Origin of the sequence: Actinokineospora spheciospongiae (genome assembly GCF_000564855.1) — a bacterium.
GTDB lineage: Bacteria > Actinomycetota > Actinomycetes > Mycobacteriales > Pseudonocardiaceae > Actinokineospora > Actinokineospora spheciospongiae.
In genome coordinates this window covers 1-19,307 of the sequence record NZ_AYXG01000149.1, presented here as the reverse complement: position 1 = coordinate 19,307, position 19,307 = coordinate 1, and the positions used below count along the sequence as shown (strand labels likewise).

The window sequence follows — 19,307 nt, the reverse complement described above, 5'->3', positions numbered from 1 at the left end:
GGGGTGGTCGCTGGCTGCGCACTGTGAGGTTCGGGTGGCGGGCCGCCAGGCCGGTGGTTGGTGGGGTGGTCGGCGGCTGCGCCCGGTGGGGTTCGGCGTGGCGGGCCGCCCGGCCGGTGGTTGGTGGGGTGGTCAGCGGCTGCGCCGCTGCGGGTTCGGCGTGGCGGGCCGCCCGGCTGGTGGTTGGTGGGGTGGTCGGCGGCTGCGCCGCTGACGGCTCGGAGTGGCAGGCCGCTGACCGGCGGCTGGTGGGGTGGTCATCGGCTGCGCACGGTGGGTCCGATGTGGCGGGTGGCCCGGCGGGCTGGCGGGTGGTGGGGTGGTCGCTGGCTACTCACGACGAGGTCCGGGGGCTCGTCGCCAGGCTGGCGGTGTGTTGGTGGGGCGGCCGCGCTGCGCCTCGGTGGGGTTCCGGCTGCCGGGCCGTCGGGCCAGCGAGTGGCAGGGGGCTGGGCCGCTGCGCCCGGGGGGGCGACTGGCTGTCAGGCTACCGGTTGTCAGGGTGGTGGGCGGCTGGGCCCGGTGGGGGTCGGGTGGCCGGTGGGCGGGTGGCCGCTGCGGCCAGGGTGTTCGGGGCGGTGTGGTGGGCGGGCCTGTGGTGTGCGGGTGGTCGGCCCGGGGTGGTCCCGCGCGTCAGGTGCGCCAGGGGAGCGGGGGTAAGGAGGCCATGGCGGCGATGCCGTCGGCGGCGGAGAGTTCGTCTTCTCGGCCTGCCATCAGGTAGGTGCGGATGCGGCGGGCCTGGGCGCGGGTCGGGTTCTCGCCGACCAGGAGGAAGGGCAGGGCCAGGCGCCAGAAGCCGACGATGCCGGGGCGGCGGCGTTCGGCGCTGCGGAGGCAGGCGACCGCGAGGCGGAGGCTGTGCTCGTCGGGGCGCATGGCGGCCGGTGGGGCCGTGTGGTCCCAGGCCCAACGGGCCTGGTCGGCGCTGGCGCAGACCAGGCAGTCGAGGGCGCCGGAGCCCAGTTCGGCCCGGCACTCCGGGCACGGGGTGCGCCGCATCGCCCAGTCGTCGCAGGTCCAGGGGTGGGAGCCGGGTTCGTCGGCGAGGACCAGGGTGGCCAGTTCCCGTTCCTCCGGGGTGCCCTCGGCGACGCCGTTGCCGGACAGGAGGGCGCCCCAGTCCGCCAGCCAGTAGGCGTCGACCCGCTCGGCGCAGTTGGGGCAGTCCGGGTACCCGCGGCCGACGAGGTCGCCGCACGCCGAGCAGGGCTTGGCCAGGGCGGGGCGTCCCAGGAGTCGGGCGCCGGGCGGGTACGGCTGGGCCATGGCCAAACCCTAGTGCGCGGGAGGCCGTCCGGACGATGATCTCCGCGAACCGTCGGGAGGGTCACCGCCTCCCCGCGAACCCGGGGTCGACCTCGCCCTGCGGGCACTGACCACCGTTCTGTCTGATTCTCGCCCACGGCACCCCGGTGCCGTGAAAAGATCACGGCATGAAGAAGGCACTGGGGCGTCTTGGCGCCGTCACCGTCATCGCCGGTTCACTCCTCGGGTTCGCGGCGGGCACCGCTTCCGCGGGGAACCCGGAGTACATCCGCAGCTACCAGCGGCAGGCCGACTGCGAGCGCGCCGCGGACGAGATCCGCAGCGGGGCCGACCTCGCCGCGTACTGCACCTGGGACAAGGGGCACACCGAGTGGGACCTGTTCGTCCTCTCGCTCTGAGCTGAACCCGAGTCCGCACCCGAGGTGCTGCTCCCCGGTCGCCTCGACCGGGGAGCAGCACCTTTTTTCCGTCGCGGTCCCCGGCCGCGACGTGAACAACCCGTCGGGCGGGTTGGCACGGAACCGGGCGCCGGCTAGGGTCGGGGCGACAACCGAATACCGAAACCGCGGGAGCTCGCGCCATGGCGGGCTGAGAGGGCGGCTGGTGTCCATTCCACGGACCCGGTGCCGCCGACCGATGAACCTGACCGGGTAATGCCGGCGTAGGGAGGATTCTCGTGACCACGCTTGACGACCGTTCCGTGCGCCCATCGGTGACCACCGGCCCCATCTCGGGCTCCGGCAAGGTCTACCGGGACGCGGGCGAGGGCCTGCGGGTCCCGGAGCGGCGGGTGGCGCTCAGCAACGGCGAGCACCTGGACCTGTACGACACCTCCGGCCCGTACACCGACGAGCACGCCACCATCGACGTCCACACAGGACTCGCCAGGCTCCGCCAGGACTGGGGGCTCGACCCCGTGGGCGGCGCCGTCACCCAGTTGGCGTACGCCAAGGCGGGGGTCATCACCAAGGAGATGCGGTTCTGCGCGGCCCGCGAGGGGGTCGCCCCGGAGTTCGTGCGGGACGAGGTGGCGATCGGGCGGGCGGTGATCCCGGTCAACCGGTGCCACCCGGAGTCCGAGCCCGCGATCATCGGGAAGAAGTTCCTGGTGAAGATCAACGCGAACATCGGCAACTCCGCCGTGTCCTCCTCCATCGAGGACGAGGTGGACAAGATGGTGTGGGCGACCCGGTGGGGCGCGGACACGATCATGGACCTGTCCACCGGCAAGCGCATCCACGAGACCCGGGAGTGGCTGCTGCGCAACTCCCCCGTCCCGGTCGGCACCGTGCCGATCTACCAGGCGCTGGAGAAGGTCGACGGCGACCCGACCAAGCTGTCCTGGGAGGTCTACCGCGACACCGTGCTCGAGCAGTGCGAGCAGGGCGTGGACTACATGACCGTGCACGCGGGCGTGCTGCTGCGGTACGTGCCGCTCACCGCGAAGCGGGTCACCGGCATCGTCTCGCGCGGTGGGTCGATCATGGCCGCGTGGTGCCTGGCGCACCACCGGGAGAGCTTCCTCTACACGCACTTCGAGGAGCTGTGCGACATCCTGCGCGCCTACGACGTGACGTTCTCCCTCGGCGACGGGCTGCGGCCCGGGTCGATCGCCGACGCCAACGACGAGGCGCAGTTCGCCGAGCTGCGCACGCTGGGTGAGCTGACGCACATCGCGCGGGCCAAGGACGTGCAGGTGATGATCGAGGGCCCCGGCCACGTGCCGATGCACAAGATCGCCGAGAACGTGCGACTCGAAGAGGAACTGTGCGGTGAGGCGCCGTTCTACACCCTCGGTCCACTCGCGACGGACATCGCCCCCGGCTACGACCACATCACCTCGGCCATCGGGGCGGCGCAGATCGGCTGGCTGGGCACGGCCATGCTCTGCTACGTCACCCCGAAGGAGCACCTGGGCCTGCCCGACCGCGACGACGTGAAGACCGGGGTGATCACCTACAAGATCGCCGCGCACGCCGCCGACCTGGCCAAGGGCCACCCCAAGGCCCAGGAGCGCGACGACGCGCTGTCGAGGGCCCGGTTCGAGTTCCGCTGGACCGACCAGTTCAACCTGTCCTTGGACCCGGACACCGCCAAGTCGTTCCACGACGAGACGCTGCCCGCCGAGCCCGCGAAGACGGCGCACTTCTGCTCGATGTGCGGGCCGAAGTTCTGCTCGATGCGGATCACCCAGGACGTGCGCAGGTACGCCGAGGAGCACGGCATGTCCTCTGTGGAAGCGCTGGAGGCGGGCATGGCGGAGAAGTCCGGCGAGTTCGTCGACCACGGCAAGCAGGTGTACCTTCCGGTCGTGACCAGCCCTGCGAGCAACGGGTAGCGATGATGCGGACACCGCCACGGACGCTGACGATCGCGGGCTCGGACTCCGGCGGGTGCGCCGGGTTGCAGGCCGACCTGCGGACCTTCTTCGCCTGCGGGGTGCACGGCACGACCGCGGTCACCGCGGTCACCGTGCAGAACTCCCTCGGCGTGACCGGCGTGCACACGATCCCGCCGGAGGTGGTGGCCGCGCAGGTCGAGAGCGTGGTCACCGACATCGGCGTCCAGGCGGCCAAGACCGGGATGCTCGCCACCGCGGAGATCATCGCCGCGGTGGCGGGCGCCTGCGACCGGGTCGGCATCGGCCGGGCGGGTGACATCCCGTTCGTGGTCGACCCGGTCGCGGCCTCCATGCACGGCGACCCGCTGCTGCACGAGGCCGCGCTGGACTCCTACCGCACGGAGCTGTTCCCCCGGGCGACCCTGATCACCCCGAACCTCGACGAGGTCCGCCTGTTCACCGGCCTGGACGTGACGACCCGCGCCCAGCAGCGGGACGCGGCGAAGGCCCTGTTCGACCACGGCCCGCAGTGGGTCCTGGTCAAGGGCGGGCACCTGTGGGGTGACCCGGAGTGCCTGGACCTGCTCTACGACGGTTCGGAGTTCACCGAGTTCGTGGGGCCCCGCTTCGACACCGAGCACACCCACGGCAGCGGCGACACGCTGGCGTCGTCGATCACCTCGGCGCTGGCCAAGGGGGCGGACGTGGTGTCGGCGGTGCGCGCGGGCAAGGCGTTCATCGTCGAGTCGGTGCGCGGCGCGTACCCGGTCGGCGCGGGCGTGGGCCCGGTGTCGCCGCTGTGGCGGCTGCCGGACGCGGCGGAATTCCTGACCCCCGGGTCCATCACAGGCTGACAATCCCCAGGACAGGGCCACTTTTTCCGGTTGATCACCGGTAGCCTCCCGGCGCATGAGGGTGACCATCCTGACCGTCGGTTCGCGCGGTGACGTCGAACCGTTCCTGGCCCTGTCCCGGGGTCTGCTGGCGGCCGGGCACGACCCGGTGATCGCCACCCTGGCCGAGTTCGAGCCGATGGTCACCGGCGCGGGCATCCCGTTCGCCCTGCTGCCCGGGAACTCCAGGGCGGTGCTGGCCGGTCCCGAGGGCCAGGCCCTGATGGCCGAGCGCAACCCGTTCCGGCTGATCGAGCGGATGCGCGCGGTGATCGGCCCCGCGCTGCTGGAGGCGCACCCGGCGGCCGAGGAGGCGTGCGCGGGCGCCGACCTGGTGGTCCACCACACCATGGCCGTGTTCGGCATCACCATCGCCGAGCGGCTCGGCGTGCCCTCGGTGGCGGCGCACCTGTTCCCCAACAGCCCCACCCGCGAGTTCCCCATGGTCGCCATGCCCAGCGCCGTCCCCGCCGCGCTGAACCGCCTGACCTGGCGCATCGCGGAGTCCCTGCCCTGGCGGGCGTTCCGCCCCCTGCTGGACACCCGCCGCGCCGTCCTGGGCATGCCCCCGCTGCCCCGTCGCCCGCTGTCGCGCTGGCCCACCGGCGCCCCCGCCCGCCTCTATGGCTTCAGCCCCGCGGTCGTCCCGCCGCCCGCCGACTGGCGCGCGGACGACCACGTCACCGGCTACTGGTTCACCGAGCCCGGCGCCTACACCCCGCCGCAGGAGCTGGTGGACTTCCTGGCGGCCGGTCCCCCGCCGGTCTACCTGGGCTTCGGCAGCGCGTCCGGCGGCAGCCCCGGGGAGACGGCGGAGCTGCTGCTCTCCGCCGCCAGGGCCAACGGCCTGCGCGCCGTCCTGCACACCGGCTGGGCCGGGCTCAGCGCCACCGCCGAGGACACCCTGACCATCGACGACGTGCCGCACTGGTGGCTGTTCCCCCGGGTCCGGGCGGCCGTGCACCACGGCGGCGCGGGCACCACGGCGGCGGCGCTGCGCGCGGGCATCCCGTCGGTGGTGGTGCCGTTCTTCGCCGACCAGTTCTTCTGGGGCCGCCAGGTGGTGGAGCTGTCGGTGGGCGCGGTCACCGCCACCCGGGACCGCGTCACCGGCCCCGAGCTGGCCGAAGCCCTGCGCACCGCCTTGACCCGCGCACCCCGGGCGCGGGAGCTGGCGGCGGAGCTGGCCGCCGAGGACGGGGTGGCGACGGCGGTCGAGGTCCTGGAGTCCGTGGTCCGCTGACCCCTCAGACCAGCAGTTCCCTGGCCAGCTCGGGGTCCATGTTCCCGCCGGAGATGACGGCGACGGTCTTGCCGCGCGGCAGCTCGTCGCCGTGGAACAGGTAGGCGGCCGTGGCCACCGCCCCGCTGGGCTCGGCGATGAGCCGGGCGTTGCGGGCGATGGTCGTCACGGCCTGCCGGATCTCGTCCTCGCCGACGGTCACGATCCCGTCCACCAGCGAGCGCTGGTGGGCGAAGGTCAGCGCCGACGGCTGGCTGCGCAGCCCGTCGGCGATGGTCCGATTACGGTCGGCCACCGACCACGGGGTCAACTCCCCCGCCGCCAGGCTGGCGGCGGTGTCGGCGGCCAACTCCGGCTCCACCGCCCACACCTGCGTCGACGGCGACTTCGCCTTGATCGCGACGGCGACCCCGGAGATCAGCCCACCCCCGCTGACCGGTACGAGCACCAGGTCGGCGGCCAGGTCGGCGACGATCTCCAGCCCGATCGTCCCCTGCCCGGCGATCACGTCGACGTGGTCGAACGGCGGGATCAGCGTCGCCCCGGTCCGCTGCACGACCTCGGCCGCGACCACCTCCCGCTCCCCCACCGCCGACAGGATCACCTCGGCCCCGTGCGCCCGGGTCGCCTCGACCTTGACCGAGGGCGTGTCGACGGGGACGACGATCCACGCCTCGATCCCGAACACCTTGGCGGCGTAGGCGACGGCCTGGGCGTGGTTGCCGCTGGAGTAGGCCACCACACCCCGACCCCGCCGCGCGTCGTCCAACCTGGCGATGGCGTTGAACGCCCCCCGGATCTTGAACGCCCCGATGGGCTGGAGGTTCTCCGGTTTGAGCCACAGTGGACGGTCCGGGTCGGCCCACGGGCAGGGCAGCAGGGGAGTGCGCACGGCCACCCCCGCGATGCGGTCGGCGGCGGCTTCGATGGCGTCGACGGAGACCAGTTCCACCCCTACAGTCTGCCCTACCAATGTAAGTCCACAGTGGACACAGGAGTGTAGCGGTGCTCACTTTCCGCCAACCTTTCCCGGCTGCCGCACGTCCACCCCCCGGACAGGTGAAATCAACGTTGGAACGGAAGGCATGAGCAAGCAGGAGGACAAGCAGGGCATCAAGCCCGCCCAGGTACTCGCCGCGGCGCTGGCGGCGGCCACCGCCGCCGTGCTCGGCTCGACACTGGGCGTGGCGGGCACGGTCCTCGGAGCGGCCGTGGCCAGCATCATCAGCACCGTCGGCGGCGCCGTCTACCTCAAGTCGCTGGAGCGCACGAGGGAGGGCGTCCGCACGGTCACCGCCCGCGTCACCGGCCGGGGCAGCGTCATCACCGTGAGCACCCCACCGGAGCAGGACCCGGCGGAAACCCCGGACGAAGTCCAGGCCACCGGCGACGAGGTCGACCACACCGAGGAGGTCGTGGTCGAGACCCGCCCGCCTGCGACCCCCCGCCCCTGGCGCAAGCCCCTGGTGCTGGTCGCGGGCGGCCTGCTGGTGTTCGCCATGGGCATGGCGGTGGTCACCGGCCTGGAGTGGGTGCGGGGGGAACCGCTGTCCGGCGGCGGGAGCACGACCGTGGGCAGCTTGGTCTCCGGCAAGACCGGCAGCACCGACAAGACCACGACGACCACGGTGGTGATCACCACCCCACCGGCGGCCACGACAGAGCCCACGAACACGGGCACCGACGAGCCCACCACCACCACGGGCACGACCTCGGGAAGCGAAACCCCGACCACCCAGGAATCGACCCCGGAACAGACCACGACCACCACGACCACCCGGTCGGTCCCCACCACGACGACCACCCAGGCCCCCTCGGCCACCCCGACGCCGTAGAGCGGACAAGAGCCCCAGCCCGCACGGTGCGGGCTGGGGCTCTCGCCTGCCGGGGTGGCCCGCCTGCCGACAGACCCGGCGGCGTGCGCGCGGGCCCCCACCGCGGTCCTGCGTGGATCGGCGGGTGGGAGCGGGCCGCAGCGGGTACTGGAACGGGTATGGCGACCTCGTTGCGGCGGGCTGTGGGCACGCCCCTGCTGTACTTCTTCATCCTGGGCGACATCCTCGGCGCAGGCGTGTACGTCCTGGTCGGCGAGGTCGCGGCCGAGTCCGGGGGCGCGGTGTGGCTGCCGCTCATCGTCGCGCTGGGCCTGGCGGCGCTCACGGCGGCGTCCTACGCGGAGCTGGCGACCAAGTACCCGCGGGCCGGGGGGTCGGCCCACTACGCCACCGAGGCGTTCGGGCGGGCCGCCGGGTCGGTGGTCGGCTTCTGCATGCTGGCCGCCGGGGTGGTGTCCGTCGCCGCGCTGGCCAGGGCGTTCGCGGGCGACTACCTGCGAGAACTCGTGTCGGCGCCGGTGCTGCCGGTGGTGGTGGTCTTCCTGGCGGCCCTGGCGGCGCTCAACATCCGCGGCGTCAGGGAATCCCTCGGCGCGAACGCGGTGGCGACCGCGGTCGAGGTGGGCGGGCTGCTGCTCATCGTCGGCCTCGGCCTCTGGGTCGTCCTGCGCGGCGACGGCGACCCGGGGCAACTGGCCGAGGTCGGCACGCCGGAGAACGGTGTCGTGGGCGCGACGCTGGCGGGTGCGGTCCTGGCGTTCTACTCGTTCGTCGGGTTCGAGACCTCGGTGAACCTGGCCGAGGAGGTCCGCGACCCCCGGCGCTCCTACCCCCGCGCCCTGTTCGGCGCCCTGCTGACCGCCGGGGTGGTGTACCTGCTCGTCGGCCTGGTCGCGGGCGCCGCCGTCCCGACCGACGTGCTGGCGGGCTCCGACGGGCCGCTGCTGGAGGTCGTGCGGGCGGCGGGCGCGGTGCCGCCCTGGCTGTTCGCCGCGGTCGCGCTGGTCGCCGTCGCCAACGGCGCCCTGCTCACGGGCATCATGTCGTCGCGCCTGGCCTACGGCATGTCCCGCGACGGCCTGCTCCCGCCCGTCCTGTCGCGCGTGCTCCCCGGCCGCCGCACCCCGTGGGTGGCCGTGCTCGCCACCTCGGCGCTGTCGCTGCTGCTGGCCCTCACCGGCGGCGTGTCCGCCCTCGCCGAAACCCTCGTGCTCCTGCTGCTGGTCGTCTTCACCGCCACCAACGCCGCCGTCCTCGCCCTGCGCCGCCGCCCCGACGACATCCCCCACTTCCGCGTCTGGACCGCTGTCCCCTGGCTCGGCCTGGCCTCCTGCCTGCTGCTGTTCACCCAGATCGGGGCGGCGGTCTGGCTGCGCGGGGCCGTCCTCCTGGCCCTGGGCGGCCTCCTGGCCCTGGCGAACGCTCTCCGCGCCCGCCGCACCGAGCCCGCCACGTCCGAGGCCTAGTGCCCCGGGTCGGGGGGCGAACCGCGCAGAGCACCCGAGAGCAATTCGGCGGCTCCCTTCGGGTCGGAGGATTCCGTGATCGCCCGCACCACCACAACCCGAGAGGCCCCGGCCTCCACGACCCTGGGCAACCGCTCCAGGTCGATCCCCCCGATCGCGAACCAGGGCCGCGACGGCCCAGCCTCGGCGGTGGCCCGGACCAGCTCCAACCCCGGCGCGGTCCGACCGGGTTTCGTCGGCGTGGGCCAGCACGGCCCGGTGCAGAAGTAGTCCACCCCGGCCTCGTGCGCGGCGGCCACGGCCTGCCCGAAGTCGTGCGTGGACCGCCCGATCACCACCTCGTCCCCCACCACCCGCCGGGCCGCCGACACCGGCAGGTCGTCCTGCCCCAGGTGCAGCACGTCGGCCCCGGCGGCCAGCGCCACGTCCGCCCGGTCGTTCACCGCCAGCAGCGCCCCGTGGGCGGCGCACAGTTCCGCGATCACGGCGAGGGCCCGCAGCTCGGGCCCCGCTTCCATCCCCTTGTCCCGCAGTTGGACGACGTCGACACCGCCCGCCAGCGCCGCGTCCACGAAGTCGGCGAGGTCGCCGCGTTCGGTCCGCGCGTCCGTGCACAGGTAGAGCCGCGCGTCGGCGAGCCTGCGCCTGATCTGGTCCCCGTCAAGTCCCGGCATGGCACCGACGCTATCCCCTGGGCCGCCCGGGCGGGTCTGCGCTACGGTGGAGGCCGGTCGCACGGGAGTCCGGACAACGGGCTGAGAGGGAGCACAACGCGCTCCGACCGTCGAACCTGATCCGGGTCATGCCGGCGCAGGGAGCGTGATGAGGAACGTGCAGCGGATCGCCGTCGTGGGTGGCGGTGTCATCGGCCTGGCCACCGCCTGGCGGGTGGCCGCCACCGGCAGGCGGGTCACCGTGATCGACCCCACCCCGGTGCGCGGTGGGGGCTCCTGGGTGGCGGCGGGCATGTTGGCCCCGGTCACCGAGGCGTGGCTGGGCGAGGAGCACGTGCTCGCCTTCGGCGCCGAGTCGCTGGCCCGGTGGCCCGGTTTCGCCGCCGACCTGGCCGACCCGCCCGGCCTGCGCCGCGAGGGCACCCTCGCCCTGGCGCTGGACGCCGCCGACGCCGAGGACCAGCGCCGGTTGGCCGACTTCCTTTCCTCGCTGGGGCGGGAGGTGCGGCGGCTCACCGCGCGGCAGGTCCGCGAGCTGGAACCGGGCACCTCGCCGGTCCGAAGTGGACTGCTGGTCCCCGGTGACCTGTCCGTCGACAGCAGGCGGCTGCTGCGCTCGCTGGCGGCCCAGGCCACCGCCGAGGGTGTGGGTTTCCACACCGGTCGGGCGGTGTCGGTGCGCGACGGCGGTGTCGAACTCGCCGACGGCTCCACAGTGGAGTGCGACGAGGCGGTGATCGCCGCGGGCGCCTGGAGCCGCGCCCTGCACCCCGCCCTGGACACCCTGGTCCGCCCGGTCAAGGGCGAGGTCCTGCGGCTGCGGTCGCGGCCGAGCGCGCTGCCCCCGCCCACCAGGACGCTGCGCGCGCACGTCGAGTCCCGCCCGGTCTACCTCGTCCCCCGCGACGGCGGCGAACTCGTCGTCGGCGCCACCCAGCACGAGGTCGGCCACGACACCGAGGTCACCGTGGCGGGGGTGCGCGACCTGCTGACCGACGCCGAGCGGGTGCTGCCGGGCGTGCGCGAGTACGCCCTGGTGGAGGCGGTGGCGGGGCTGCGCGCGGGCAGCCCGGACAACCTGCCGCTGCTCGGCCGCCTGGGCCCCGGGGTGCTGGTCGCCACCGGGCACCACCGCAACGGCGTGCTGATGGCGCCGGTCACCGCCGACGCCGTGGTGGCCCTGCTGCGCGGCGACACCCCGCCCGACCACGTGCTGGCCGCGGCCCCGTCCCGATTCCCTGGAGCGACATGACGATCGAGGTCAACGGAACCGAACGAGAGGTCCCCGACGGCGCGACCGTGGCCGACGTGCTGGCCGCCCTCGCGCTGCCCACCTCGGGGACCGCGGTGGCGCTCAACGGCCAGGTGGTCCCCCGCAACGCCCACGCCGCCACGGTGGTGCCCGCGTGGGCCCGGCTGGAAGTCCTCACCGCCGTGCAGGGGGGCTGAGCCGTGGACGACCCCCTGGTCATCGCCGACCGCGAGTACTCCTCGCGGCTGATCACCGGCACCGGCGGCGCCGCGAACCTGGCGGTCCTGGAGCGGGCGCTGGTGGCCTCCGGCACCGAGCTGACCACGGTGTCGCTGCGCCGGGTGGACACCGCGGGCGGCTCCGGCGTGCTGGAGCTGCTGCGGAAGCTGGGCATCGACCCGCTGCCGAACACCGCGGGCTGCCGCACCGCCGCCGAGGCCGTGCTCACCGCCCGCCTGGCCCGCGAGGCCCTGGGGACGAACTGGGTGAAGTTGGAGGTGGTGGCCGACGACCGCACCCTGCTGCCCGACCCGGTGGAACTGCTCGACGCCGCCACCCAGCTCGTCGACGACGGTTTCGTGGTGCTGCCCTACACCAACGACGACCCGGTGCTGGCCCTGCGCCTGGAGCAGGCGGGCTGCGCCGCGGTCATGCCGCTGGGCTCGCCGATCGGCACCGGCCTGGGGATCAACAACCCGCACAACATCGAGCTGATCACCACCCGCGCGGGCGTCCCGGTGGTCCTGGACGCGGGGGTCGGCACCGCCTCCGACGCGGCCCTGGCCATGGAACTGGGCTGCGCCGCGGTGCTGCTGGCCACGGCCGTCACCCGCGCGGGCGACCCGGAGAAGATGGCCACCGCGATGCGCGCGGCGGTCACCGCGGGCAGGCTGGCCAGGTCGGCGGGCCGCATCCCGCGGCGGTTCTGGGCCCAGGCGTCCAGCCCTCCGCGTTGACCCGCGCCCGCCCTGGGCACAATGAGGTATGACGACTTCGGCTGACGGTGACGTCCCCGCCCGCCTGTACCTGGCCATCGGCCGGTTGTCGCGCTCACTGCGCCGCTCGGGCAGCACCGGCATGGGCCACGGCTCGATCTCGGCGCTCTCCACGCTGTCCGGGGCGGGCACCCTCCGCCTCGGCGACCTGGCGGCGAAGGAGGGCGTGGCCGCCCCGACCATGTCCCGCATCGTCGCGGGCCTGGTCGACTCCGGTTACGTCAACCGCGAACCGGACCCGGCCGACCGCCGGGCCTGGCTGGTCACCGCCACCGAGGAGGGCGAGCGGGTCGTCTCCAGCGTGCGCAGCACCCGGATGCAGGAGCTGAGCCGCCGCCTCGACGGCCTCCCGCCCGCCGACCGCGAGCTGCTGATCAAGTCCATCCCGGTCCTGGAGGCCCTGCTGGTCGGCACCCCGGACGCCCAGTAGCGGCCGGTCAGCCGACGGTCAGTCACCCGTCCGGGACGGGATGACGTGGGTCGGCGGCGAGTCGACCGAGCAGTGCAGGCAGTCCCCCGGGTGCGGGGCGTCCGCCGGGGCGGGCGGTTCGGGTTCGGCCAGCACGTTGCCCCGCACGCCCAGTGCCAGCAGGCCGCCGCCCGCGGCGAGGGCCGCGCAGATCACCAGCGCCGCGCGCCACCCGGAGGTCAGCGCGGCGGGGTCCCGGTACGCCGCGCCGGTGAGCCCGGCCGCGGCGGGCAGCACCGCCACGGCCAGCAGGTTCCCCGTGCGGGCGATGGCGTTGTTGACCCCGGAGGCCACCCCGGCGTACCGGTCGGGCGCGGCCGCCAGCACGGTGGCGGTGACCGGGGCGACGACGACCGCCAGCCCCAGCCCGAACACCACCACGGCGGGCAGTACCGCGCCCACGTAGGAGGCCCCCGGCACGATGCGCAGCATCAGCAGCATCCCGGTGGCGACCAGCAGCGGCCCGACGACCAGGAACCACCGCGGCCCGAACCGGGAGGCCAGCCGCCCGCTGCGGGCCGAGAGCAGCAGCATGATGATCGTGATCGGCAGCCCGGCGACCCCGGCGGCGGTGGGCGCGTACCCGAGCGAGGTCTGCAGTTGCAGCACCATCAGCATCAGCACCCCGCCCAGCGCCGCGTAGACCACCAGCGTCAGCGCGTTGGCGATCACGAAGGTGCGGTCGGCGAACAGCCCCGGCGGCACCAGCGGGTCCCGGCCGCGCCGCTGGAGCAGCACGAACGACACCAGCGCGAGCACCCCGGCCGCGCCCGCGGACACCACCAGCCAGTCGACCCCGCGGACGGGGGCCTCGACCAGGGCGGCGGTGATCCCGGCCAGGCCCAGCGCCCCCAGCACCGACCCGGCGACGTCCGGGTGGCCGGTGACCTCGGCGTCGCGGGTCTCCGGGACGAACCGCAGCGCCGACCACACGCACACGGCGGCCACCGGGATGTTGATCAGGAACGCCAGCCGCCACGACCACACCTGCACCAGCAGCCCGCCCACCAGCGGTCCGGCCGCCGCGGCGATCCCGCCGAGCCCGGACCAGGCGCCGATGGCCCTGGCCCGGTCCTCCCGGTGGAACACCGATTGCAGGATCGCCAGCGAACCCGGGGTCAGCAGGGCCCCGCCGACACCTTGCAGCACGCGCGCGGCGACCAGCACCTCCGTGCTCTGGGCGAACCCGCACAGCACCGAGGCGACGCCGAACCAGACGACGCCGACGAGGAACACCCGCCGCCTGCCGTAGCGGTCACCCAGGGAGCCCGCGACGAGGATCAGCGAGGCCAGGGCGAGCAGGTACCCGTCGAGAATCCACTGCAACCCCGCCACCGAGGCGCCCAGCTCGGCGCCGATGCGCGGCAGCGCCACGTTGACCACGCTGCCGTCGAGCATGGCCATGCCGGAGCCGAGGATCGTGGTGGCCAGCACCCCGCGCGCAGCGCCGGTGCCCCACCGGACGTCGGTGTCCACTCAGGGTCGGTTCAGCGTGGCGACGAACTTGTACCGGTCGCCGCGGTAGACCGACCGCACCCACTCGACCGGTCGCTCCTCGGTGTCGAAGGAGTGCCGCGACAGCAGCAGCATCGGCATCCCCACGTCGGCCCCGAGCAGGTCGGCCTCGTGCGGTCCGGCCAGCGCGGTCTCGATCGTCTCCTCGGCGTGGCCCATCTCGACGTCGAAGCGCTCGCGCAGCACCTGGTAGAGCGAGCCGCCGCCGCTGACGTGGCGGCGCAGGCCGCGGAAGCGGCCCAGCGGCAGGTGGGTGGTCTCCACGGCCATCGGCTCGTCGTCGGCCAGCCGCAGCCGGTGCAGCCGCAGCACCTTGGCGCCCGCGCGGATGTTGAGCAGCCGGGCCAGGTCGGCCTCCGCCGGGATCTCCGAAACCTCCAGCAGCTTCGACGACGGCTCGCGGCCCTGCGCGCGCATGTCCTCGGTGTAGGAGGACAGTTGCAGCCGCTGGGCCACCTTCGGCTCGGCGGCGAAGGTGCCCTTGCCCTGCACGCGCAGCAGGCGGCCCTCGACGGTCAGCTCGGCAAGGGCCTGGCGGACGGTGGTGCGGGAGACGTCGAACTCGGTGGCCAGCGACCGCTCGGTGGGGATCGGCGAGCCGGGTGGCAGGGAGCCGAGCAGGTCGAGCAGGTGCCGCTTGAGCCCCCAGTACTTCGGTTCCCGCTGCACCCGCGCCACCGCGTCCGACCCATCGGCCGTCGACATCTCGAGCATGGCGTCCCCTCCTGACCTCTTGTCCCGGTTACAGAATGCCCTGCCGGGTGCGCCCCCCGCGATCACACCCCGTGAAATCCGCGCGTCCGGAGCGGTCGAGCTGGTAGTATTGGTCTAGACCTTATCGAGGCATGAGGAGCGATCTGATGGTGGACGAGCCCGGTCGGCTGATGCGCGCCGAGATCGCCGAACAGCCCGCGGTGCTCGCCGCGGCCGTCGCCCGCCGCGACGGGGTGGCCGGGGTCGCCGCCAGGGTGACCGCCGCCGCGCCCCGGTTCGCGCTGTTCGCCGCCCGGGGGTCCAGCGACCACGCCGCCCTCTACGCCAAGTACCTGGCGGAGGTCCTGCTGCGACTCCCCTCCGGGCTGGTCTCCCCCTCCACCACCACCCTCTACGGCGCCCGCCCGGACCTGTCCGGCGTCCTCTACGTCACGGTGAGCCAGAGCGGCGGGTCGCCCGACCTGGTCGAGGCCACCCGGTCGGCGCGCGAGCAGGGCGCGCTGACGGTGGCCGTGACCAACACGCCGGGGTCGCCGCTGGCGGAGGCGGCCGAGTTGTCGGTGGACATCGGGGCGGGCGCCGAACTGGCCGTGGCGGCCACGAAGACCTACAGCGCGACGCTGCTCGCCCTCTACCGGTTGGTCGACGCGGTCCGCGGCGGGAACGGGGAGGCGGTCGCCGACCTGGGCGCGCTGGCCGAGAAGACCCTGGCGGACTCGGCCGGGCCGGTGGCCGAGGCCGTCGGCCGGTTGCGGTTCGTCGACCGGATGGTGACGACCGGGCGCGGGTACTCCTCGGCCACCGCCGCGGAAGCCGCGCTGAAGCTGGCCGAGACGAGCTACCTGTCGGCGCGGTCCTACAGCGGGGCGGACCTCCTGCACGGCCCGGTCGCCGCCGTGGACGCGGACACGGCGGTGCTGGCGATCACCAGCCGGGGGGCGGGCGGCGCGGCGCTGCGGCCGGTGCTCGACGCCGTTCGCGACAGCGGGGCGGAGGTCGTGGCGGTGGGGTCCGCCGCCGGGGAGACCGGGGCGGCGGTGCGGATCGCGGTCCCGGAGTGCGCCGAGGAGGTGGCCCCGATCCTGGAGGTGCTGCCGGTGCAGCAGTTGGCGCTGGGGCTGTCGCTGGCCCGCGGCGGGAACCCGGACCAGCCGAGGGGCCTGCGGAAGGTCACCCGGACGAGGTAGCGGGCGCGGGTCGCGCCCCACCAGGGGGTCGGCGCGGCGAGTTTTCCCGCGCGACACCCACCGCTGCCTAGACTGGCCGGATGCGGAGGACGTCGTTCGCGCGGTGGCCCTGTTCGGTGGCCCGGGCCATGGACCTGCTCGGCGACCAGTGGACGCTCCTGGTGCTGCGGCAGGCCTACCTGGGCACCCGGCGGTTCGACCGGTTCCAGGGGGAACTGGGGATCGCCAGGAACACCCTCACCGAGCGGTTGGAGCGCCTGACCAGGGCGGGGGTGCTCGAACGGGTGCGCTACCAGGAGCGGCCCACCCGGTACGAGTACGCGCTGACCGAGATGGGGCGCGACTTCTTCCCCGCCCTGGCGGCGATCATGCGGTGGGGCGACCGGTGGCTCGACGGCGGGTCGGGCGCCCCGATGGTGTTGCGGCACCGCGGCTGCGGGCAGGAAGCGCACGCGGCGGTGCGGTGCTCGGAATGCGACGAGCGGCTGGCCCTGGGCGAGGTGACCGTGGAACCGGGACCGGGGATGGCCCCCGAGCGGGCGGCGGCGTTCCGGGAAAGGGGTGCCCGCTCCGTCGAGGGGGTTTAACGGAGCGGGCACTGCCCATGTTACTCCAAACGGAGCAGTCGATTGCGGGAGGTCCGCGTGCGCGGCGTGGCGGTCGGGGTGGACGGCGGGGGGACGGCGACGCGGGCGGTGGCCGTGGACGCCACCGGGGCGGTGGTGGGGCGCGGCACCTCGGGCGGGGCCAACCCGAACTCGCACCCGCCCGAGGTGGCCGCGGCGAACGTCGGGGAGGCGATCGCCGCCGCCGCCGGGGGGCGGCCGGTGGGCGCCTGCGTGCTGGGGATGGCGGGGACCTCGAAGCTGGTGAACGACCCGGTGGTGGCCGGGTTGTTCCACGCGGCCTTCGCCGGGGCCGGGCTGACCGAGCCGCCGGTGGTGGTGACCGACGCCGAGGTGGCCTTCGTGGCCGGGACCGACGCCGAGGCGGGGACCGTGGTGATCTCCGGGACGGGCTCGATCGCCATGCGGATCGAGGGTCGGCGGCGGGCGGCGACCGCGGGCGGGTTCGGGTGGCTGCTGGGCGACGAGGGGTCGGCGTTCTGGCTGGGGCGGGAGGCGGTGCGCACGACGCTGCGGGCGTTGCAGGCCGGGGTGGCACTGGGGCCGCTGGCGGAGGCGGTGCTGGCCGCTGCCGGGGTCGACGACTTCGGGCCGCTCATCACCGCGTGCAACGCCGCGCCGCCGATCCGGTTGGCGGCCTACGCGCCGCTGGTGACCGCGCACGTCGACGACCCGGTCGCCGCGGACATCGTGGAGCGGGCCGCGTTGGCGCTGTGCGCGGAAGCGGAGGCGGCCTGGGTCGAGGGGCCGGTCGTGCTGGCCGGGTCAGTGGCCGCGCACTACAACCCGATCGGGGCGCGGTTGCGGGAACTGCTGGCCGCGCACACCGTGGAGACGGCCACCGACAACGCCGCCGGTGCCGCGTGGCTGGCCTCCCTGACCGCGTTCGGGGAGCAGCCGCACCCGAAACACCGTCACTGATCGGGGACCCGGGGGTGGCGGAACCCCGGGTGCTCCGCCGGGAGCGCGCGCCGCAGCACGACCGCGCTCACGGCCACCACCAGCGCCAGCAGCGGCCACGACAGCACCACCCTGGCCGCGGTCAGCGCGACCACCTGCCCGGACCACCACAGCAGCCCGTAGACGACGGTGCGCAGCGCGTACTGCGCCGTCCACACCCAACTGGCGCGGCCGTAGGCGCGGAGCAGGTCCGGGTCGCGGCGCCAGCGGGCCTTCTGCCCCAGCAGCAGGCCCACGACCACACCGAGCAGCGGCCAGCGGATGAGGATGCTCAGCGCCCAGGCGAGGCTGCTGGCGGTGTTGGACAACAACTGGATGAGGAAGAAGTCCTCGGCGCGTCCGGTGTAGAGCGCCACGAGGGCCGCCACGACGACGGCGGCCAGTCCACCGAGCACCGCGGTCACCTTCTCGCCGCGTGACATCCGCCACACGGCCAGCAGGGCGCTCGCCACGACCGCGGCGGCCGCGCCCCAGGCGATGGACTGCCCGGAAATCAGCCACCCGGCGGCGAAGACGACCGGTGGGGCGGTGGCGTCGAGCGCCCCTCGCTTGCCGCCGAGCAGGTCGACGAGGGAGTCGCTGGCTGCTGTCACGGGTCCAGACTGCCGCACCGGTGCGGGGCCAGGAAGTCCCGCCACCCCGAAATGGGTGGTCGGCGGGCGGCCGAATCCCTAGGCTGGGCCGACCGACGGTGGCGTAGGTCGGGAATGCTCAGGCACACTGGCCGGTTGGTTGGGATGGGCAACGGGTTTGAGCGGCGAGGGAGGTCAGCCGTGCACGGGTGGACGAGTTGGATCGCCATCGGGGACAGCTTCACCGAGGGGATGGGGGACGTGGGCGCCGACGGCTCGTACGTCGGCTGGGCGGACCGGCTGGCCGAGGCGATGGCGCTGCAACGCCCCGGTTTCCAGTACGCCAACCTCGCCGTGCGCGGCAAGATGCTCCAGGAGATCGTCGACGAGCAGGTGCCGCTGGCCGCGGAGAACGCCCCGGACCTGGTCACCATCTGCGGCGGCGGCAACGACCTGATCACCCCCGGCACCGACGTGGACGACGTGGCCGCCCTGTTCGACGGCGCCGTGGCCCGGTTGCGCGCCGCCGGTTCGGAGGTGCTGCTGTTCACCGGCCCGGACCCGAAGGTGCAGCCGCTGCTGCGGCGCATCCGCGGGAAGGTCGGCATCTACAACGGCCACCTGCACGCCATCGCGGAGCGCCGAGGAGCCCGGGTCGTGGACCTGTGGTCGATGGACGTGCTGCACGACCGCCGGGCCTGGTGCGAAGACCGCCTGCACTTCTCCAGCGACGGCCACCGGCGGATCGCCCTGCGCGCCGCCGAGGTCCTCGGCGTCCGGGTGGACGAGGACTGGCGGGAACCCCTGCCCGCCGAGGTGGCGAAGCCGTGGCTGCGGTTGCGCCAGGACGACCTGACCTGGACCACCACGCACCTGCTCCCCTGGGTGGCCCGGCAAATCCGAGGCGAGTCCCTAGGCGACGGCCTGACCCCCAAGCGCCCGGACCTCCAGCCCTACGCCGTGGACCGCGCCGCACTGTGATCCGAGCCCCGGGTGGAGTCTCCCCGGGCACCCAGGAGGCCCCGCCCCCACCGGCGCAGCCCCCGGTCACCCGCCATACCGCCGACCCGGCGACCCGGCGACCCACCGGCACAGCAACAACCGGCCACCCCACAAACCACCGGCCCGGCCAGCAAATGCCCGGTGAGGGGATGCGCTGGCCAGCCGGCCACCCCGAAACCGGCGGCCCGGCGAGCGAATACCCGGGTGGGCGGATGTGCCTGGCCAACCGACCTCCCCCGCAACCGGCGGCCTGGCGAGCGAACTGCCCGGGTGGGTGGATGTGTTTGGCCGGGG

At 74.2% G+C, this 19,307-nt stretch carries 21 protein-coding genes and 1 riboswitch; of the genes, 15 read left to right on the top strand and 6 right to left on the bottom strand.

The window, feature by feature from the left end; genetic code table 11:
• The coding region (locus tag UO65_RS38210; RefSeq protein ID WP_233427765.1) for a hypothetical protein at positions 1 to 214 on the top strand (214 nt) is incomplete at its 5' end.
• 419 nt (positions 215 to 633) lie between these two features.
• Here UO65_RS38210 and UO65_RS20135 read toward each other — a convergent pair.
• On the bottom strand, positions 634 to 1,269 hold the full coding sequence (locus tag UO65_RS20135) for a hypothetical protein (protein WP_035284939.1): 636 nt from the start codon (positions 1,267 to 1,269) through the stop codon (positions 634 to 636).
• A gap of 167 nt (positions 1,270 to 1,436) precedes the next feature.
• Between UO65_RS20135 and UO65_RS20130 the strand changes: the two genes are divergently transcribed.
• From UO65_RS20130 to UO65_RS20115, 4 genes are all read left to right on the top strand, one after another.
• The gene (locus tag UO65_RS20130; RefSeq protein WP_035284936.1) at positions 1,437 to 1,667 is read left to right on the top strand and encodes a hypothetical protein; all 231 of its coding nucleotides are present in this window, start codon (positions 1,437 to 1,439) and stop codon (positions 1,665 to 1,667) included.
• A gap of 278 nt (positions 1,668 to 1,945) precedes the next feature.
• The gene (thiC, locus tag UO65_RS20125) at positions 1,946 to 3,607 is read left to right on the top strand and encodes a phosphomethylpyrimidine synthase ThiC (protein WP_035284932.1); all 1,662 of its coding nucleotides are present in this window, start codon (positions 1,946 to 1,948) and stop codon (positions 3,605 to 3,607) included.
• A gap of 2 nt (positions 3,608 to 3,609) precedes the next feature.
• Positions 3,610 to 4,464 carry a bifunctional hydroxymethylpyrimidine kinase/phosphomethylpyrimidine kinase gene (thiD, locus tag UO65_RS20120; RefSeq protein WP_035284929.1) on the top strand — a complete coding sequence of 285 codons (855 nt, stop codon included), beginning with the start codon at positions 3,610 to 3,612 and terminating at the stop codon, positions 4,462 to 4,464.
• A gap of 55 nt (positions 4,465 to 4,519) precedes the next feature.
• Positions 4,520 to 5,746: a glycosyltransferase gene (locus UO65_RS20115; RefSeq protein WP_035284926.1), complete on the top strand. Its 1,227-nt coding sequence runs from the start codon at positions 4,520 to 4,522 to the stop codon at positions 5,744 to 5,746.
• Positions 5,747 to 5,750: 4 nt separating this feature from the next.
• Here UO65_RS20115 and UO65_RS20110 read toward each other — a convergent pair whose 3' ends face one another.
• Positions 5,751 to 6,698: a threonine ammonia-lyase gene (locus tag UO65_RS20110; RefSeq protein ID WP_035284925.1), complete on the bottom strand. Its 948-nt coding sequence runs from the start codon at positions 6,696 to 6,698 to the stop codon at positions 5,751 to 5,753.
• A gap of 133 nt (positions 6,699 to 6,831) precedes the next feature.
• Here UO65_RS20110 and UO65_RS20105 point away from each other — a divergent pair, with 133 nt between their 5' ends.
• On the top strand, positions 6,832 to 7,581 hold the full coding sequence (locus UO65_RS20105; protein WP_052021399.1) for a hypothetical protein: 750 nt from the start codon (positions 6,832 to 6,834) through the stop codon (positions 7,579 to 7,581).
• 158 nt (positions 7,582 to 7,739) lie between these two features.
• On the top strand, positions 7,740 to 9,047 hold the full coding sequence (locus UO65_RS20100) for an APC family permease (RefSeq protein ID WP_052021398.1): 1,308 nt from the start codon (positions 7,740 to 7,742) through the stop codon (positions 9,045 to 9,047).
• On the opposite strand, the gene thiE is transcribed toward UO65_RS20100, so the two are convergent.
• Positions 9,044 to 9,721, bottom strand: a complete 678-nt coding sequence (thiE, locus tag UO65_RS20095; protein ID WP_035284922.1) for a thiamine phosphate synthase — start codon at positions 9,719 to 9,721, stop codon at positions 9,044 to 9,046. The two genes, UO65_RS20100 and thiE, sit on opposite strands and share 4 nt — an antisense overlap.
• Positions 9,722 to 9,772: 51 nt before the next feature.
• A riboswitch (TPP riboswitch) is annotated at positions 9,773 to 9,881 on the top strand.
• Here thiE and thiO point away from each other — a divergent pair.
• From thiO to UO65_RS20075, 4 genes are all read left to right on the top strand, one after another.
• On the top strand, positions 9,870 to 10,973 hold the full coding sequence (thiO, locus tag UO65_RS20090; protein ID WP_035284920.1) for a glycine oxidase ThiO: 1,104 nt from the start codon (positions 9,870 to 9,872) through the stop codon (positions 10,971 to 10,973). Its footprint overlaps the riboswitch before it by 12 nt.
• Complete coding sequence (thiS, locus tag UO65_RS20085) at positions 10,970 to 11,170, top strand: sulfur carrier protein ThiS (protein WP_035284918.1); 201 nt, start codon at positions 10,970 to 10,972, stop codon at positions 11,168 to 11,170. Before thiO ends, thiS begins: the two co-directional genes overlap by 4 nt.
• A 3-nt stretch (positions 11,171 to 11,173) precedes the next feature.
• A complete protein-coding gene (thiG, locus tag UO65_RS20080; protein ID WP_035284916.1) occupies positions 11,174 to 11,929 on the top strand; it encodes a thiazole synthase in 756 nt (251 codons plus the stop codon).
• A gap of 28 nt (positions 11,930 to 11,957) precedes the next feature.
• Positions 11,958 to 12,398 (top strand): MarR family winged helix-turn-helix transcriptional regulator, encoded by a 441-nt coding sequence (locus UO65_RS20075; RefSeq protein ID WP_035284913.1) that lies wholly within the window; start codon positions 11,958 to 11,960, stop codon positions 12,396 to 12,398.
• An 18-nt stretch (positions 12,399 to 12,416) separates the two neighbouring features.
• Here the strand turns inward: UO65_RS20075 and UO65_RS20070 are convergent, their stop codons facing one another.
• Both UO65_RS20070 and UO65_RS20065 read right to left on the bottom strand, forming a co-directional pair.
• Positions 12,417 to 13,913 carry an MFS transporter gene (locus UO65_RS20070; RefSeq protein WP_035284912.1) on the bottom strand — a complete coding sequence of 499 codons (1,497 nt, stop codon included), beginning with the start codon at positions 13,911 to 13,913 and terminating at the stop codon, positions 12,417 to 12,419.
• Positions 13,914 to 14,666, bottom strand: a complete 753-nt coding sequence (locus tag UO65_RS20065) for a GntR family transcriptional regulator (protein ID WP_035284910.1) — start codon at positions 14,664 to 14,666, stop codon at positions 13,914 to 13,916.
• A gap of 146 nt (positions 14,667 to 14,812) precedes the next feature.
• Here UO65_RS20065 and UO65_RS20060 point away from each other — a divergent pair, with 146 nt between their 5' ends.
• The 3 genes from UO65_RS20060 (at position 14,813) to UO65_RS20050 (ending at position 17,400) form a co-directional block, all read left to right on the top strand.
• On the top strand, positions 14,813 to 15,853 hold the full coding sequence (locus tag UO65_RS20060; protein WP_035284908.1) for an SIS domain-containing protein: 1,041 nt from the start codon (positions 14,813 to 14,815) through the stop codon (positions 15,851 to 15,853).
• Positions 15,854 to 15,933: 80 nt separating this feature from the next.
• Positions 15,934 to 16,440 carry a winged helix-turn-helix transcriptional regulator gene (locus UO65_RS20055; protein ID WP_035284906.1) on the top strand — a complete coding sequence of 169 codons (507 nt, stop codon included), beginning with the start codon at positions 15,934 to 15,936 and terminating at the stop codon, positions 16,438 to 16,440.
• Positions 16,441 to 16,497: 57 nt separating this feature from the next.
• On the top strand, positions 16,498 to 17,400 hold the full coding sequence (locus UO65_RS20050; protein WP_233427764.1) for an N-acetylglucosamine kinase: 903 nt from the start codon (positions 16,498 to 16,500) through the stop codon (positions 17,398 to 17,400).
• Here the strand turns inward: UO65_RS20050 and UO65_RS20045 are convergent.
• Positions 17,394 to 18,032, bottom strand: a complete 639-nt coding sequence (locus UO65_RS20045; protein ID WP_035284904.1) for a DUF3159 domain-containing protein — start codon at positions 18,030 to 18,032, stop codon at positions 17,394 to 17,396. The two genes, UO65_RS20050 and UO65_RS20045, sit on opposite strands and share 7 nt — an antisense overlap.
• 180 nt (positions 18,033 to 18,212) lie before the next feature.
• Here UO65_RS20045 and UO65_RS20040 point away from each other — a divergent pair, with 180 nt between their 5' ends.
• Positions 18,213 to 18,992, top strand: a complete 780-nt coding sequence (locus tag UO65_RS20040) for an SGNH/GDSL hydrolase family protein (RefSeq protein ID WP_035284902.1) — start codon at positions 18,213 to 18,215, stop codon at positions 18,990 to 18,992.
• Positions 18,993 to 19,307: the final 315 nt, after the last annotated feature.

Bases quoted from the DNA above. Each gene is read 5' to 3' on its own strand.
- thiS (WP_035284918.1), top strand. From the start codon at position 10,970: ATGACGATCGAGGTCAACGGAACCGAACGAGAGGTCCCCGACGGCGCG.
- thiE (WP_035284922.1), bottom strand. From the start codon at position 9,721: ATGCCGGGACTTGACGGGGACCAGATCAGGCGCAGGCTCGCCGACGCG.
- UO65_RS20075 (WP_035284913.1), top strand. From the start codon at position 11,958: ATGACGACTTCGGCTGACGGTGACGTCCCCGCCCGCCTGTACCTGGCC.
- UO65_RS20105 (WP_052021399.1), top strand. From the start codon at position 6,832: ATGAGCAAGCAGGAGGACAAGCAGGGCATCAAGCCCGCCCAGGTACTC.
- UO65_RS20065 (WP_035284910.1), bottom strand. From the start codon at position 14,666: ATGCTCGAGATGTCGACGGCCGATGGGTCGGACGCGGTGGCGCGGGTG.
- UO65_RS20115 (WP_035284926.1), top strand. From the start codon at position 4,520: ATGAGGGTGACCATCCTGACCGTCGGTTCGCGCGGTGACGTCGAACCG.
- UO65_RS20100 (WP_052021398.1), top strand. From the start codon at position 7,740: ATGGCGACCTCGTTGCGGCGGGCTGTGGGCACGCCCCTGCTGTACTTC.
- thiD (WP_035284929.1), top strand. From the start codon at position 3,610: ATGATGCGGACACCGCCACGGACGCTGACGATCGCGGGCTCGGACTCC.
- UO65_RS20060 (WP_035284908.1), top strand. From the start codon at position 14,813: ATGGTGGACGAGCCCGGTCGGCTGATGCGCGCCGAGATCGCCGAACAG.
- UO65_RS20055 (WP_035284906.1), top strand. From the start codon at position 15,934: ATGCGGAGGACGTCGTTCGCGCGGTGGCCCTGTTCGGTGGCCCGGGCC.
- UO65_RS20135 (WP_035284939.1), bottom strand. From the start codon at position 1,269: ATGGCCCAGCCGTACCCGCCCGGCGCCCGACTCCTGGGACGCCCCGCC.
- UO65_RS20130 (WP_035284936.1), top strand. From the start codon at position 1,437: ATGAAGAAGGCACTGGGGCGTCTTGGCGCCGTCACCGTCATCGCCGGT.
- thiO (WP_035284920.1), top strand. From the start codon at position 9,870: ATGAGGAACGTGCAGCGGATCGCCGTCGTGGGTGGCGGTGTCATCGGC.